Source organism: Acidovorax sp. GW821-FHT09A11 (assembly GCF_059418365.1).
On the sequence record NZ_JBWKPS010000010.1, the window covers coordinates 38,406 to 53,632 of the forward strand.

A 15,227-nucleotide genomic window follows, 5' to 3' on the forward strand; every position below is an offset into this window, starting at 1 on the left:
GGTGGGCCCTTCGGAATAGTGGGGAGGGAATTCAGGCCAGCGCGGCAGACGCCGCGCGCACCGCGCTGCGGTAGGTGTCCTTGTGCACGTAGTACGCCATGCGTTCGAGCTTGAGGTACTTGAAGCCGCCCGAGAGGTCGGGGGCCGGGCCGGCCTTGGCCTGGCGCAGCGCATCGGCGCGGGGCGATCCCTCTGCCTGCGCCCTGAAGAAGCGCGCCACCAGTTCGGCCTGCTCGTAGCGGCCCTGCCAGCCGATGCCGCTGGCCTCGATCATGCCCATCACGGCCAGGTTGTCGAAGCGCGGCGAAAGGATGTTCAGGTACAGCTGCGGCGCCATGCCCTGCCAGTTGAGCAGGCTGTGGTCGATGAAGGGGTAGTGCAGCTTGTAGCCCGTGGCGCAGAGCACCAGGTCATAGTCCTGCGCGCTGCCGTCCTTGAAAAACACGGTGTGCCCCTGCAGGCGCGCGATGTCGGGCCGTACGTGGATGTCGCCGTGGCCCAGGTGGTGCAGCACCAGCGAGTTCACCACGGGGTGCGACTCGTACATCTTGTAGTCGGGCCTGGGCAGGCCAAAACGCACCGGGTCGCCCGTGAACCACTGCAGCACCATACTGTCGACCTTCTGCTTGAGCCAGGGCGGCATCTTGAACTTGCCACCGAGCGTGTCGGAGGGCTTGCCAAACACGTACTTGGGCACGAAGTAGTAGCCGCGCCGCACCGACAGATCCACACTGCGCGCGTAGTGCACCGCATCCACGGCGATGTCGCAGCCCGAATTGCCCGCGCCCACCACCAGCACGCGTTTTCCCTTGAACAGCTCGGCGCTCTTGTAGGCGCTGGTGTGCAGCAGCTCGCCGTCGAACCGGCCCTCGAAACGCGGCATGCTGGGTTCGGCCAGCGTGCCGTTGGCAATGACCACGCCCTTGAACTGCGCGGTCTGCGCGGGCCCCCCGTGCTGGCTCCAGGTGATGCGCCACAAGGGGGCCGCCCCTTCCCCCGCCGGCTCCACGTTCAATACGCGGCAGCCGAACCAGTAGTGCGGGCGCAGCGCGAAGTGCTCCGCGAAATCAAAGAAATACTGCCGCATCTCGCGGTGGCTGGGGTAGTCGGCCACGCCGGCGCGCATGGGGAATTCGGTGAACTCCGTGGTGGTCTTGCTGGAGATCAGGTGCGCGGATTCGTAGACGGTGCTGCGCGGGTTCTCGATGTTCCACAGCCCCCCCACGTCCGTGTGGGCCTCGAAGCCCTGGAATGGCACGCCCAGCTTCTGCAGGTTGCGCGCCGCCGCCAGTCCGCTGGGGCCGGCGCCGATGAGCGCGATCTGTGTGCGGGTGTCCACCACGGTGGGGGTTGTCTCCGGTGTCATGTCTTTTTTGCTTTCTGTCGGCATTTTTTTGGGGCCCATCCCGCCATGGGCAGGTCAGGCGCGGGGGTCGGTGGGGGGCGCCAGGCCCGGTATCGGCGTGGCACCCGCCTCGCCCCTGCGCGGCTTGCGCGGCTGGCCCAGCAGCAGGCGGTCGTGCAGGGCGCCGGGCAAGAGGTTGAGCAGCCGCGCCAGCCAGCCAATGCGCGCGGGCAGAACGATGTGGGTGCGGCCCCGCGCGATGCCAGCCAGCATGGCGCGCGCGGCGGCATCGGGCTCCATGAGGCCGGGCATGGCAAACCGGTTGCCCGCCGTGAGGGCCGTGCGCAGGTAGCCCGGGCTCACCGTGACCACCGCCACGGGCCCGCCGCGCATTTCGGCGCGCAGGCTCTCCAGGTAGCGGATCAGGCCGCCCTTGCTGGCGCAATAGGCGCCGTTGCCCGGCATGCCGCGCCATCCCGCGATGCTGGCCACGCCCACCAGGGCCCCGCGCCGCTGCGAGCGCATCGCGGTCACGAACGGCTGGAAGGTGGTGGCGGCGCCCAGGAGGTTGATCTCCAGCATGCGGCGCAGCACGGCCAGGTCGTCCGCCTGCGCGGTGTCATAGCCGCCGGCCACGCCGGCGTTGGCGATCACCAGGTCGGGCGCGCCCGCGCGCGCCATCCAGTCGGCCGCCATGGCCTGCATGGCGGCACTGTCCGCCACGTCGGGCGTGTACACGGCGCAGCGCTCTGGCGCGAGCGCGGCCAGCGCCTGCAGCGTGGGCAGGTGCAGCCCCACCAGCGCCACCGCGGCGCCCCGTGCGATCAGTTCCCGCGCCAATGCCTGGCCCAGGCCGCCACAGGCGCCCGTCAGTACCGCGTTCTGGAATGAGGCTGTCATGGACATGTGTTGTTCAAGGGGATATGGGTTTGCAGCTTAGCCACAGTGCGGAATAATCTCGGAATGATTTATGAATTCGTCTCGAATTCCGGTATTTATGACAGAAACATCCCCCAGCCTGCGGCTCTTTGAGTTGCTCGAGATCCTGTGCGCCCAGGGCCGCCCGTTCACGCTGGCCAATGCGGTGGAGGCCTGCGGCTGGCCCAAGCCCAGCGTGCACCGCATGCTGGGCCAGCTGGAGGGCGGCGGGCTGCTCGCGCGCGAACCGGGCGGGCGCCGCTACGCTCCGGCGCCCCGCCTGCTGCGGCTGGCCGAAAGCGCGCTGAGCGCGGGCACGCAGCAAAGCGTGCGCCACGCGGTGCTGCGCCAGCTGGTGGCCGACATCGGCGAGAGCTGCAACCTGACCGCCCTGAGCGGCGCCGAAGTGATCTACCTGGACCGCGTGGAATCAGCGTTTCCGCTGCGCCTGGAGCTGCGGCCGGGCACCCGCGTGCCCATCCACTGCTCGGCCAGCGGCAAGCTTTTCCTGGCCTACCTGTCGGCGGCGCGGCGCGGCGCCATCCTGGACGGGTTGCCGCTCACGCGCCACACGGCCACCACCCTCACCGACCGCAAGGCCCTGGAGGCCGAACTGGAGCAGATCGCGCGCCAGGGCTATGCCACCGACGCCGAGGAGTTCGTGGATGGGCTGGTGTGCGTGGCGGTGCCCGTGCCGGCGGGGGGGCGGCGCAGCGTGCACAGCGCGGTGGCGCTGCAGGCCCCGGCAGTGCGCATGCCGCTGGCGCGGGCCCTGCAGCAGGTGCCCCGGCTCAGCGAAGCGGCGCAGGCCCTCGCCCGCACCTGGACATGAACCCGGACCGCAACCACGAGACACTACACCCCATGCCACTTCACTACCTGGACTTTGACTACAGCGAAGACACGGACGGCACCGGCACCTTCGATGCCATGGCCAGCGTGTCGCCCGCGCAGATGCCCGCCCTGCACGCCGAGATCGCGCAGGTGCTGCGCTGGGCCCACGCGCAGTACCCCGACGCCTGCGGTCCCTCGGAGGAAAGTGGCGAATGGCAATACGACCTGCAGGGCGTGCAGGAGGTGAGCACGCCGCTGGCGCTGGACTTCGATGCAGCGAGCGGGCGCATCGCCACCGTGCCCGGCACCCCGGCCCCTCCCCGGACCACGGTCACGCTGTCGCTCAGCGGGCATGCGGGCTTCTGCGGCGCCCTGCGCGAAGCGTTCGCCATCGACTGACGCGGCGGCGCGGTGCGGGGCTGCCTCGCATGCCTGCGTGAGCGCGGGCCGTCCGCCTACACCGCCCCCGGGGTCCGCGCCCTATCCTCGGATCACGCCGCCGTGTCGGATGCCCCGACGCGCAGCGCACGAAGGATATTTCCATGGAAAGCACCCCGTCCCGCGCCCCTGCCCGGTCCCAGCCTTTTCTTCGAGGCTGCGGCGGCAGCACGGCTTCACCCCTGGCCCTGCCCACTGGCGCGGGCCGTGAAAACACCCTGGCGCAGGGCGGTGAAGCCACTCTTCCCTCGCTGCCGCCCTCCACCCAGCCCGCTGCGGCCAGCCCGGTGGCGCGCGCGCCGGCGATCCACCAGGGCCACGGCCGGGTGCGCATGGAGTTGCAGATCGACCTGAGCTATGAGATCGACCAGTACGGCGCGGACTTCGTGTTCAACATCCATGCCGCACAGACGCCCAGCCAGGCGGTCAGCAGCGAACGGCTCGTCATCAACCAGGACATTCCCCACAATATCCATACCGACCCGGCCACCGGCAACCGCTATCTGCGCCTGCATGGCGAACCCGGCATCCTGGAAGTGTCGTATTCCGCCACGGTGGACATCACCCACTACCGCACCGACCCCTCCCAGCTGGCGGAGGTCCCCGTGCGGCGCCTGCCACAGGAAGTCATGGGGTACATCTACCCCAGCCGGTACTGCCAGTCCGACCGCCTGCTGCGCCTTGCCCTCAACGAGTTTGGCGGGCTCTGGCAAGGCCACAGCCGCGTGAAGGCGATCCGGGACTGGGTCCAGCGGCATGTGGCGTTCACCTCGAACACGTCCAACTCCAACACCTCGGCGGTCGATACCCTTGTCGAGCAGGTGGGGGTGTGCCGCGATTTCGCACACCTGATGATTGCCCTGTGCCGCGCCGTGAACATTCCCGCGCGCTTCACCACCGGCACCGACTACGGTGCCGACCCGGCCCTGGGCCCGCCGGACTTCCATGCCTACGTCGAGGCCTACCTGGGAGACCGGTGGTACATCTTCGACCCCTCGGGCACCGCCATACCCATGGGGTTGCTGCGCTTTGGCACCGGCCGCGATGCGGCGGACGTGGCGTTCGCCACCATCTTCGGCGGCGTGCGGGCACAGCCCCCGGTGATACGGACCCAGGCCGTGGAAGACGCCGCACGGGGTTTCGTGCTGCCCTGCCATTGCACCGATGCGCTCTCCACCGACCACGGTGCGGGCGTGGCGGCGGGTTTCATCGCGCCGTGAAGGGGTGCCGGTGCGCCTGCGCACCGTGCTTTTTCGCGCCCCATGGGCCGCCAAACCCCTGGGTCCGGGGGGCGGATGGCGGTGGCCGGGAAGCCCCCCCACCCCGGCTGTGGCCTAATATCACTCTTTTTTCCACTATCTCAGAGACCTACCATGGGCAACAAGATCGTCACCGAAGCAGACCGCAAGCGCACCCCCCGGCCCACGCCGGTGCCCGGCTACACCCTCGCCACCCCTGGCCGCGGCCAGCGCGTGAGCCTGGAGCGCGGTGTTGCCACCCGCAGCAAGAAGAACCCCGGCAAGCGCTCCAAGAAGGGCGGCTGATCGCCAGATCGCCACGGCCGGCTGCGCCGGCCCCCGCAAAAGCCCTCGCCAGAGGGCTTTTTGCTTTCTGGTCCCCGCCAGGGCCGGCGCGGGCAAGGCTCCCCAGGCTTGCGGGCGCGAACATCGTGCAGGCGACACCAACCCGGCCCCGAACCGCCGTGGACAGGTTCTAATCCGCCCATGATCACCGTTCACCACCTCGAAACCTCGCGCTCGCAGCGCGTCCTGTGGCTCCTGGAAGAACTGGGCGTGCCCTACGAGCTCAAGATCTACCAGCGCGACAAGGCCACCCGGCTGGCCCCGCCCGAGCTCAAGAAGATCCATCCACTGGGCAAGTCGCCCGTGATCACCGACGGCGGCGAGGTGATCGCCGAATCCGCCGCGATCATCGAATACCTGGTGGAAACCTACGGCGCCCGCGCCAGCGGGGACCTGGCCCACCTGCAGCCCGCTCCCGGCACGCCCGAATACCGCCAGTGCCGGTTCTGGATGCACTACGCCGAGGGCTCGCTCATGAACTGGCTCGTGATGAAGCTGGTGTTCATGACCATTCCCACGCAGCCCATGCCCTTTTTCGTGAAGCCCATCGCCCGAGCGCTGTGCGGCAAGGTGCAGGACAAGGTGATCGACCCCAACGTGGCCACCGCGCTGGCCTTCATGGAAGAGCACCTGGGCCGGCACACCTGGTTCGCGGGCGAGCACCTCACCATGGCCGACTTCCAGATGAGCTTCGCGGTGGAAGCCGCGCTCTCGCGCGCCAGCACGGCCGGCAACTGCCCGCGCCTGCAGGCCTACCGCCAGCGCATGGAGGCACGCCCGGCGTACCAGCGCGGCATCGCCAAGGGCGGGCCGGTGGTGATGGGCGCCGCCTGACGGCGCCACGGCGGGAAGGGGCGGGCCGCGCTAGCGCAGCCCGCACACCAGCGGCCCGGGGTCGTTCCGCGCCAGTTCCCGCTCGTTCTTGGCCTGCGCCACCTCCACGTCGCGCGGCAGGGCCACGCCGTTCTTCACGGCCAGGATTTCAGCCATCACGCTCACCGCGATCTCGGGCGGCGTCTTGCTGCCGATGTAGATGCCGATCGGGCCGCGCAGGCGGGCCAGGCTCTCGGCGGTCTGCCCGAAATGCTCCATCATCCGGGCACGGCGCGCTTCGTTGTTGCGGCGCGAGCCGATGCCGCCCACATAGAACGCCTCGGTGTCCAGCGCCTCCAGCAGCGCCAGGTCGTCGAGCTTGGGGTCGTGCGTGAGCGCCACCACGCAACTGCGCCGGTCGGGCCTGAAGGCCAGCACCACATCGTCGGGCATGCCGCTCACCAGCGTGGCCGCGGGCACGTTCCAGCTGCCGCGGTATTCCTCGCGCGGGTCGCACACCGTGACCGCGAAGCCGTTGAACAGCGCCATGGTGGCCAGGTATTCCGCCAGCTGGCCGGCGCCGATCAGCAGCATCCGGTACTCCGGGCCGAAGGTGTTGGTCAGCTGCCGGGTGTCCACCGCCAGCTCGGCGGGGGCAGCGGCGGGCTGCACGGTGGCCAGCCCGTCGGCCAGGCGCACGGTGCGCTGCATGAGCCGCCCGCCCTCCAGCGCAAGGATCAGCTCGCGGAGGCTGGCCGGGTCGGGGTCGTATTCCAGCAGCAGCTCCAGCGTGCCGCCGCAGGGCAGCCCGAACCGGTGCGCCTCGTCGGCCGTGACGCCGTATTTGACAAACGCGGGAGGTCCGCTCGGAATGCGCCGATCGCCGCCATCGCCCGTGCCGGCCTGCGCCGCCGCCTGCGCATAGGCCCGCGTGTGGCGGTCGATCAGGTCGTCCTCGATGCACCCGCCCGAGACCGATCCCACCACCGAGCCGTCTTCACACAGCGCCATGATCGAACCCACCGGCCGGGGCGAGGAGCCCCAGGTCCGCACCACCGTGGCCAGCAGCGCCCGCCGGCCCGCGGCCCGCCAGCCCTGCAGCGTGCGCAGCACCATCACATCCAGGTTTTCCATTTGCTTCGTTGCCCATTCATTTCTACGGCCCCTGCCTCCGGCCCCGCAGCCCACACAGGGTGCGCGCGGCGCCTCGGGCGGGGCTCAAAACCTGCAGGGGCTCAGTTCCACCACCACGCTAACAGCACCAGCGCCGCCGCGCCCACCACCCACACCCAGACCGGAATGCCGCTGGGGGGATTGTCCTCACCCGCCGATGCCGCCAGCGCGCCCGACGCCGCAACGGCGCCCCCGCCCCCCGCCCCGGGCTCGGGGTCGTCGGCCACGGGCGCGCGCGGATGGCGGCGTTGCATCTCGGTGTCAAAGCGCTTGAAGAAATCCTCGGCCATGCCCTTGGCCGCGCCATCGATGAGACGCTGGCCGAGCTGGGCGATCTTGCCGCCCACGGTGGCGTGCACGGTGTAGTGCAGCTCGCAGCTGTCCTGCCCGGCCGCATCGGCCGGCAGCGGCACCAGCTTGACCTGGGCGCTGCCCTTGCCAAACCCGGCCACGCCGCCCGATCCGTCGAAGGCGATGGTGTAGCTTTCGGGCGGCACGATCTCGGAGAGCGTGATCTTGCCCGCGAACTTGGCGGACACCGGGCCGATCTTGAGCGCCATCGCCACGCTGTACTGGTGCTCGCCCGTGGGCTCGACCTTGTCGCAGCCAGGGATGCACAGCTTGAGCACCTCGGGATCGTTGAGTGCGTCCCAGGCCTGCTGCTGGCTGACGGCGAGGGTTCGGCTGGCTTGCATTTCCATGGTGGAGTCCTCCGGGTTCCTGAACAATGGGGGGGCTGTGCGCGTGCGGGCCACGCGCTCACTGGCGCAGCACTTCGGCCAGGCTGCCAGCCAGGTCCTGCAGGCGGCTGAGGTTGTGCACAGCGACCATGCCGTGGGCCTGGCGGTGCAGCACCGCGGCGCCACGCGCCGTGGGCGCATAGCCCTCGAAGCGCAGCAGGGGGTTGAGCCACAGCAGCCGGCCGCAGTGCCGGCGCAGCCAGCCCAGCTCCCGCTCCAGCACCTCGGGCGCGCCGGTATCGAGCCCGTCGCTGACCAGCAGCACCAGCGTGCGCCGCCCCACGAGCCGGCGCGCGTGCTGCACGCGCAACCGGGCCAGGCTGTCACCCAGGCGCGTGCCGCCGGCAAAGTCAGGGATCGCCTGGCTGGCCGCCTCCAGCATCGCATCGGTATCGGCCAGGCGGAACGCGGGCGTGAGGTCGGTGAGGCCGGTGCCGAACGCGAACACGTCGCGGCGCAGGCCCGCGCCTGCGTGGCGGGGCGCGGTGGCGGCATGCAGAAACGCAAGCAAAAGCCGCGCGTAGCGCTCCATGGAGCCGGACACATCGACCAGCACGCACAGCGGCAATGGCTGCCGGCGCCGCTGCAGCAAAGGCACGCGCAGCACCTCGCCGCCCGTGCGCGCGGCCTGCTGCATGGCGCCCGGCCAGTGGGGACGCCCGCCGCGCGTGCCCGGGCGGGTGCGGCGGGCCGCATAGCGCGGCAGGGGCAAGGGAATTTCACGCGCCAGCCGCTCCACCAGCCTGTATTCGCTGGCCGAAAGCTGGTTGAAGTCGGCGTGCCGCAGGCGCTGCAGGTCGCTGGCGGTCATGGCGGCGTCGAGGTCGATCTTGTCATCCTCGCGCGGCGCTGGCGCATCGCGCGCGGCGCGCACCGGGGCCAGCGCCTCGCTCACGCGCGGGCGGCGTTTGGCGGGCTCGGCCCTGGACTCGGCACTGGGCAGCATCTGGGCCAGCAGCTTCTGTGCGATGCCGGGGTTCTTGAAATAGGCGTCGAACAGCTCGCGGAACACCTGCCGGTCCTGCTCGCGGCTGATGAGCACGGACTCCAGCGCGGCGCCGAAGTCCTCCCGCCCCACGCCCACCAGCATCACGGCCTGTTGCGCCAGGGCCATGCGGGCCGCATCCACGGGCACGCCGGCACGGCGCAGCGTGCGGCCAAAACCCGTGAGGTTGTCGGCCAGCTTGCCGGTGCGGGCATCCCCCAGCTGCGAGATCGTCATGCCCTCAGCCATGGCGCGAGCCTTCACGCATCCGTCTCGGCGGGCTGCAGCAGCTGCGCCGCCATGTCGCGCGTGAGGGCCGCCACGTCCTCGCGCTGTTTGAAGAGGATGCCGGCGGTGTCGGACACCACCTCCGGGTCCACCACGATGGTGTCGAGCGCCACCAGCGCCTTGGCCCACTCCACGCTCTCCGCGATGCCCGGCGCGCGCTGAAAGGCGTTGGCGAACGGCTGGCTGCGCAGGCGGCCCACAAAATCCGCCACCTGGGTGGCCAAGGCCGCGCTGGCATCCGGCACCTGCGCACGCACGATGGCCAGCTCGCGTTCGCGCTCGGGGTAGTCCAGCCAGTGGTACAGGCAGCGGCGCTTGACGGCGTCGTGCAGGTCGCGCGTGCGGTTGCTGGTGAGGATGGTGACCGGTGTGGCCGTGGCGCGCACGGTGCCGATCTCGGGAATGCTCACCTGGTACTCGCCCAGGTATTCGAGCAAGAAGGCCTCGAAGGGCTCATCGGCACGGTCGACCTCGTCGATGAGCAGCACCGCACCGGGGGCTGGTGCCTGCAGCGCCTGCAACAGGGGGCGGCGGATGAGGTAGCGGTCCTGGTACACCTCGCGCTCCACCTGCGCCATGTCGGCACTGCCCTGGCCTTCCGCCGCACGCATGTGCAAGAGCTGGGCCGCATAGTTCCATTCGTACAGCGCCTCGCGCTGCTCCAGCCCGTCGTAGCACTGCAGGCGGATCAGGCTGCGCGAGAGCACCTTGGCAAGTGCCTGGGCCAGCGCCGTCTTGCCCACGCCGGGTTCCCCTTCCAGCAGCAGCGGGCGCTGCAGCTGGAGCGCCAGGAACACGGCCGTGGCCAGCCGCCGGTCGGCAAAGTACCCGACGCCCTGCAAGGCCAGCACCAGGGCATCGATGGAGGACAGCGCGGGCGCGGTCACGGGCGCAGCAGGGGAAACGTTCATCACTATATTTTTAATAGCTACCAGCGCTTGACAGACAAGCGCTGGAGGCCAATTTCATTCAAACACCCGCTCCTGGATGCCGGACAGCGGCAGCGGGCACTCTCCCGCCCGTCAGCCCAGCATCTGCGCCACCGCCCGCTGGGTCTGCACGCTGATGAGGTTGGCGCGGTAGGCCGCGCTCGCGTGGATGTCCGCGTTGAGATCGCCCGCGTCAATCCTGACCGCCGCCGCCGATGCGGGCGTGAAGCTCTGGTTCAGCGCGGCCTCGAGCCCCGCGTGCCGGAACACGCTGCTGGCCGCACCCGTCACCGCCACGCGCACGCCGCCATCGGTCTGCGCCACGAACACGCCCACCAGCGAGAAGCGCGATGCCGCCTGCTTGAACTTCAGGTACGCCGCGCGCTTGGGGATGGGGAAGCGGATGGCGGTGATGATCTCCCCCTCTTCCAGCGCCGTGGTGTACATGCCCACGAAGAAGTCGTCGGCCGCGATCTCGCGCTGGTTGGTGACGATGGTGGCGCCCAGGCCCAGCACGGCGCTGGGGTAGCAGGCCGCGGGGTCGTTGTTGGCCACCGACCCGCCCAGCGTTCCCCGCGCGCGCACCTGCCGGTCGCCGATGTGCGCGGCCAGGTCGGCCAGCGCGGGGATGGCGCTTTGGACCTCTGCACTGTTGGCCACGTCCATGTGGCGCGTCATGGCGCCGATCACCAGCGCGTTGCCCTCGCGGCGGATGCCCGCCAGCTCGGGAATACTGTTCAGGTCGACGATCTTCTCGGGATTGGCCAGGCGCAGCCGCATCGACGGCAGCAGGCTTTGCCCGCCCGCCAGCAGCTTGCCGCCCTGGGCGATGAGCTGCGCGGCGGCTGCGGTGGACGATGGGTTTTCAAAGGTGAAGGCGTACATGGTGTGTCTCCTCAGGCCTTGGCTTGTTGGATGGCTTCCCACACGCGGTGCGGCGACGCGGGCATGTCGAACTCCTTCACGCCCAGCGGGTGCAGCGCGTCGAGCACGGCGTTGATCACCGCCGGTGGCGAGCCGATGGCCCCCGCCTCGCCGCAGCCCTTGGTGCCCAGCGGGTTGTGCGTGCAGGGCGTGCACACATGGCCGAGCTTGAACTCGGGGAAGTCATCAGCGCGCGGCATGGCGTAGTCCATGAAGCTGCCCGTCAGCAGCTGGCCCGTCTCGCGGTCGTACACGCAGTTTTCCATCAATGCCTGGCCGATGCCCTGCACCAGGCCGCCATGCACCTGGCCTTCCACGATCATCGGGTTGATGATGGTGCCGAAGTCGTCCACCGCGGTGAACCTGTCCACGCGCGTGCTGCCGGTGGCGGGGTCCACCTCCACCTCGCAGATGTAGGTGCCTGCGGGGAAGGTGAAGTTGGTCGGGTCGTAGAACGCCGTCTCGTTGAGCCCCGGCTCCAGCTTGTCGAGCGGGTAGTTGTGCGGCACATAGGCCGTGAGCGCCACCTGGCCGAACGGGATCTTCTTGTCCGTGCCGCGCACCGTGAACTCGCCGCCGCTGAAGTCGATGTCGGCGTCGCTGGCCTCCATCAGATGCGCGGCGATTTTCTTGGCCTTGGCCTCGATCTTGTCCAGCGCCTTCATGATGGCCGCGCCGCCCACGCTGATGGAGCGCGAGCCATAGGTGCCCATGCCGAAGGGCACGCGCCCCGTGTCGCCGTGCACGATGTCCACGTTCTCCACCGGAATGCCCAGGCGCGCGGCCACCACCTGCGCAAAGGTGGTCTCGTGCCCCTGGCCGTGGCTGTGCGAGCCGGTGAACACCGTCACGCTGCCCGTGGGGTGCACGCGCACCTCCCCGCATTCGAACAGGCCCGCGCGCGCACCCAGCGCCCCTGCGATGTTGGACGGCGCGATGCCGCAGGCCTCGATGTAGCTGCTGTAGCCGATGCCGCGCTTCAGGCCCTGGGCCTCGCTGGCCGCCTTGCGCGCCGCAAAGCCCGCCACGTCGGCCAGCTCTTGCGCCTGGTTCATGCAGGCGTGGTAGTCGCCCACGTCGTACTGCAGCGCCACCGGCGTCTGGTAGGGCCAGCTGGTGATGAAGTTGCGCTTGCGGATCTCGTCCTGCGACAGGTTCATCTCCCAGCCGCAGCGCGATACCAGGCGCTCGAGCAGGTAGGTGGCCTCGGGCCGGCCCGCGCCCCGGTAGGCATCGACCGGCGCGGTGTTGGTGAACCAGGCATCCACCTCCACATAGATCTGCGGCGTGGTGTACTGCCCCGCCAGCAGCGTGGCATAGAGGATGGTGGGCACGGCCGTGGCGAAGGTGGAGAGGTAGGCACCCAGGTTGGCGTCGGTGTGCACGCGCATGGCCAGGAACTTGCCATCCTTGTCCATCGCCATTTCGGCATGGCTCACATGGTCGCGGCCATGCGCGTCCGACAGGAAGGACTCGCTGCGGTCGGCCACCCACTTGATGTTGCGGTTGAGCTTCTTGGCCGCCCAGGTCAGGCACACGTCCTCGGCATACAAAAAGATTTTGGAGCCGAAGCCGCCCCCCACGTCGGGCGCGATCACGCGCACCTTGTGCTCGGGCAGGCCCATCACGAAGGCCGTCATGAGCAGGCGCTCGACGTGCGGGTTCTGGTTGCTCACGTACAGCGTGTATTCGTCGTTGGCCCGGCTGTACGAGCCGATGGCCGTGCGCGGCTCCATCGCGTTGGGGATGAGGCGGTTGTTGACCAGGTCGAGCTTCGTCACGTGCGCGGCACTGGCGAACACCGAGTCCACCGCGCCCTTGTCGCCGATGGCCCACTTGTAGCAGTGGTTGTCCTCGGCGATGTCATGCAGGCCCGCGCCCGCCACCGTGCCTGCGGCGGCATCTGCCACGCTGACCACGGCGGGCAGCACGTCGTAGTCCACCTCCACCAGCTCGGCCGCGTCGCGCGCCTGCTGCTGCGTGAGGGCCACCACCATGGCCACGTGGTCGCCCACGTAGCGCACCTTGCCCTGCGCCAGGATGGGGTGCGGCGGCTCCTTCATGGGCTGGCCGTCGGTGCTGGTGATGAGCCAGCCGCAGGGCAGGCCGTTGATGTTGTCGGCCGCCACGTCGGCGCCCACGAACACGCCCAGCACGCCGGGCGCGGCCTTGGCGGCGTCCACGTTGATGCTGTTGATGCGCGCGTGCGCATGCGGCGAACGCACGAACACGGCATGGCTCTGCGCGGCCAGCACCACGTCGTCGGTGTACTGGCCGGCGCCGGTGAGGAAGCGGTAGTCTTCCTTGCGCTTGAGCGATTCGCCGATGTGCGGCAGCTTGGAAAAGTCGGATGCACCCATGGTCGTTCTCCTTTTTATGCCGATGCCATGGCTTTTTGGCCGACCTGCACCGCGCGCACGATGTTCTGGTAGCCGGTGCAGCGGCAGATGTTGCCTTCGAGCAGCTCGCGGATCTCGCCTTCGTTCGCCTGGGGATGGTGCTTGCACAGGTCCACCGCGCTCATCACCATGCCCGGTGTGCAGAAGCCGCACTGCAGGCCATGGCATTCCTTGAACGCCGCCTGCATGGGGTGCATGGTGCCGTCCGCGGCGGCCAGGCCCTCGATGGTCTGCACCTCGGCGCCCTGGGCCTGCACGGCCAGCATGGCGCAGGACTTCACGGCGCGGCCGTTCACGTGCACGGTGCACGCGCCGCACTGGCTGGTGTCGCAGCCCACGTGCGTGCCGGTGAGCAGCAGGTGCTCTCGCAGCGCATGGACAAGCAGGGTGTTGGGCGGGACGTCAACGCTGGCAGCGCGCCCGTTGACCGTGAACTGGACTTGCATCTGGCTGTCTCCTGGAAGAGTTTTGGCTGGATAGGCCGTTGAATCTTCTGCCTGCCCCCCGGCCCCACCCCTAGGGAGAACCCTAGATTCACGGGAGCGCGCGCGGGATATTCTCAAAATGAAACATGTTGCGCCGCACACCGGCGCATCATGCGCACGGCGTTCCGCGCGCCGCTCCGCCTTCCACGTCCCAGGGGTCTGTCCGATGCTTTCCGCTGCACCGCCGTTGCCGGCCGCCGACCGCCACGCGCTGATCGCGCAAGCCCGCCATGCGCTGCTGGCCGATGGCGCGGCCCCCGCGCGCGCCGATGTGGAGCCCTGGATCACGCGATCGTGGCAGCGCTGCCTGGCCCAGGGCCTGCGCCCCGCGCAGCACGTGGCGTTCGACATGGTCAGCGCCCCCGCGCTGCGCCGCAGCCGGGAACAGAACCACCCCCTGCTGCAGGCCGCGCGGCCGGTGCTCGCACAGCTCACCCGTGCCATCGCGGGCATGCGCTACTTCGCCATCCTGACCGATGCGCGCGGCATCGTGGTGGATGTGCAGGGCACCTTCGACCGCCGCGACCCGCGCGCCCGCGCCATCGGCCGCGTGGGCATCGACCTCTCGGAGGCCGCGGTGGGCACCACGGCCATCGGCGCCGCGCTGGCCGAGCTGCAGCCCGTCTGGCTGCACCGGGGCGAACACTTCTTTGACGACAACGCCAGCTACAGCTGCGCGGGCGCGCCGCTGTTCGATCCGCACGGCCACTGCATGGGCATGCTCGACCTGACCGGCGTGGACGTGCCCGAGCGCCCCGAGCTGCGGCACCTGGTGGCGCGCTCGGCCCGCGCCATGGAAGACGCGCTGCTGCTGCACATGCCCCATGCGTTGCTGCTGCGCCTGAACTGGCCCGGCTGCCCGCTGGGCGCCGAAGGCGACGGCCTGGTGGCGCTGGATGGCGATGGCTATGTGATCGGCAGCAACAGCGTGGCCCGCCAGCTGCTGCCCCAGCCCCTGCGCGCGCCCGGCAGCCCGTTGCACTGCGGTGACCTCATCGCGCTGCCCTGGACCCTGCTGTTCGACGCCGCCCGCCAGCGCGGCGCGGCCAGGCCGCTGGATCTGCCCCTGTGGTCCGGCCTGCGGCTGCAGGGGCTGGCGCACCACGGCACGCGCGCGGCGGGTGTCCACGGCCTCGCGGCCGCGCCCCCGGGCGCGCAGGCCACCTTGCCCGCCAATGGGCCGCGCCTTGCCGGCGCAGCGGCCCCCGCGCCGCTGCGCGAGGCGGAAACCGCCCTCATCCTCCAGGCGGTGCAGGATGCCCGCGGCAACGTGGCGGAGGCAGCCCGCGCCCTGGGCATCAGCCGCGCCACCGTGTACCGCAAGCTGGGGGCGCACAGGGGGCACTGAGGGCGGGTCTTCGGGCCCGGCACGC

The 15,227-nt window shown here is 70.0% G+C and carries 15 protein-coding genes; 6 read left to right on the forward strand and 9 right to left on the reverse strand.

Annotated features, from left to right (window positions below):
- Positions 1-31: 31 nt before the first annotated feature.
- Positions 32-1,366, reverse strand: a complete 1,335-nt coding sequence (locus AC07PV_RS20885; protein ID WP_218341658.1) for a flavin-containing monooxygenase — start codon at positions 1,364-1,366, stop codon at positions 32-34.
- A gap of 54 nt (positions 1,367-1,420) precedes the next feature.
- Positions 1,421-2,245 (reverse strand): SDR family oxidoreductase, encoded by an 825-nt coding sequence (locus AC07PV_RS20890; protein WP_218293809.1) that lies wholly within the window; start codon positions 2,243-2,245, stop codon positions 1,421-1,423.
- Positions 2,246-2,342: 97 nt separating this feature from the next.
- On the opposite strand from AC07PV_RS20890, the gene AC07PV_RS20895 reads away from it, so the two are divergent.
- From AC07PV_RS20895 to AC07PV_RS20915, 5 genes are all read left to right on the forward strand, one after another.
- Entirely contained in the window at positions 2,343-3,095 is a 753-nt protein-coding gene (locus AC07PV_RS20895) for an IclR family transcriptional regulator (RefSeq protein WP_218293808.1), read from the forward strand.
- 32 nt (positions 3,096-3,127) lie between these two features.
- Positions 3,128-3,496 carry a hypothetical protein gene (locus AC07PV_RS20900; protein ID WP_492808298.1) on the forward strand — a complete coding sequence of 123 codons (369 nt, stop codon included), beginning with the start codon at positions 3,128-3,130 and terminating at the stop codon, positions 3,494-3,496.
- A 371-nt stretch (positions 3,497-3,867) separates the two neighbouring features.
- The gene (locus AC07PV_RS20905; RefSeq protein WP_494631269.1) at positions 3,868-4,755 is read left to right on the forward strand and encodes a transglutaminase-like domain-containing protein; all 888 of its coding nucleotides are present in this window, start codon (positions 3,868-3,870) and stop codon (positions 4,753-4,755) included.
- A 153-nt stretch (positions 4,756-4,908) separates the two neighbouring features.
- Entirely contained in the window at positions 4,909-5,079 is a 171-nt protein-coding gene (locus AC07PV_RS20910) for a hypothetical protein (RefSeq protein ID WP_162995995.1), read from the forward strand.
- A gap of 180 nt (positions 5,080-5,259) precedes the next feature.
- Entirely contained in the window at positions 5,260-5,952 is a 693-nt protein-coding gene (locus AC07PV_RS20915) for a glutathione S-transferase family protein (RefSeq protein WP_494602449.1), read from the forward strand.
- A 30-nt stretch (positions 5,953-5,982) separates the two neighbouring features.
- Here the strand turns inward: AC07PV_RS20915 and AC07PV_RS20920 are convergent, their stop codons facing one another.
- From AC07PV_RS20920 to AC07PV_RS20950, 7 genes are all read right to left on the reverse strand, one after another.
- On the reverse strand, positions 5,983-7,065 hold the full coding sequence (locus AC07PV_RS20920) for an XdhC family protein (RefSeq protein ID WP_218293805.1): 1,083 nt from the start codon (positions 7,063-7,065) through the stop codon (positions 5,983-5,985).
- Between the two features lie 101 nt (positions 7,066-7,166).
- Positions 7,167-7,805 carry an SRPBCC family protein gene (locus AC07PV_RS20925; protein ID WP_218293804.1) on the reverse strand — a complete coding sequence of 213 codons (639 nt, stop codon included), beginning with the start codon at positions 7,803-7,805 and terminating at the stop codon, positions 7,167-7,169.
- Positions 7,806-7,863: 58 nt separating this feature from the next.
- Positions 7,864-9,078 carry a vWA domain-containing protein gene (locus AC07PV_RS20930; protein WP_218293803.1) on the reverse strand — a complete coding sequence of 405 codons (1,215 nt, stop codon included), beginning with the start codon at positions 9,076-9,078 and terminating at the stop codon, positions 7,864-7,866.
- 11 nt (positions 9,079-9,089) lie between these two features.
- On the reverse strand, positions 9,090-10,028 hold the full coding sequence (locus tag AC07PV_RS20935) for an AAA family ATPase (protein WP_369641849.1): 939 nt from the start codon (positions 10,026-10,028) through the stop codon (positions 9,090-9,092).
- A 111-nt stretch (positions 10,029-10,139) separates the two neighbouring features.
- Entirely contained in the window at positions 10,140-10,931 is a 792-nt protein-coding gene (locus AC07PV_RS20940; RefSeq protein WP_218293801.1) for an FAD binding domain-containing protein, read from the reverse strand.
- Positions 10,932-10,942: 11 nt separating this feature from the next.
- Entirely contained in the window at positions 10,943-13,330 is a 2,388-nt protein-coding gene (locus AC07PV_RS20945) for a xanthine dehydrogenase family protein molybdopterin-binding subunit (protein ID WP_492254831.1), read from the reverse strand.
- 14 nt (positions 13,331-13,344) lie between these two features.
- On the reverse strand, positions 13,345-13,815 hold the full coding sequence (locus tag AC07PV_RS20950) for a (2Fe-2S)-binding protein (protein WP_218293798.1): 471 nt from the start codon (positions 13,813-13,815) through the stop codon (positions 13,345-13,347).
- 205 nt (positions 13,816-14,020) lie between these two features.
- Here AC07PV_RS20950 and AC07PV_RS20955 point away from each other — a divergent pair, with 205 nt between their 5' ends.
- Positions 14,021-15,202, forward strand: a complete 1,182-nt coding sequence (locus tag AC07PV_RS20955) for a helix-turn-helix domain-containing protein (RefSeq protein ID WP_218293796.1) — start codon at positions 14,021-14,023, stop codon at positions 15,200-15,202.
- Positions 15,203-15,227: the final 25 nt, after the last annotated feature.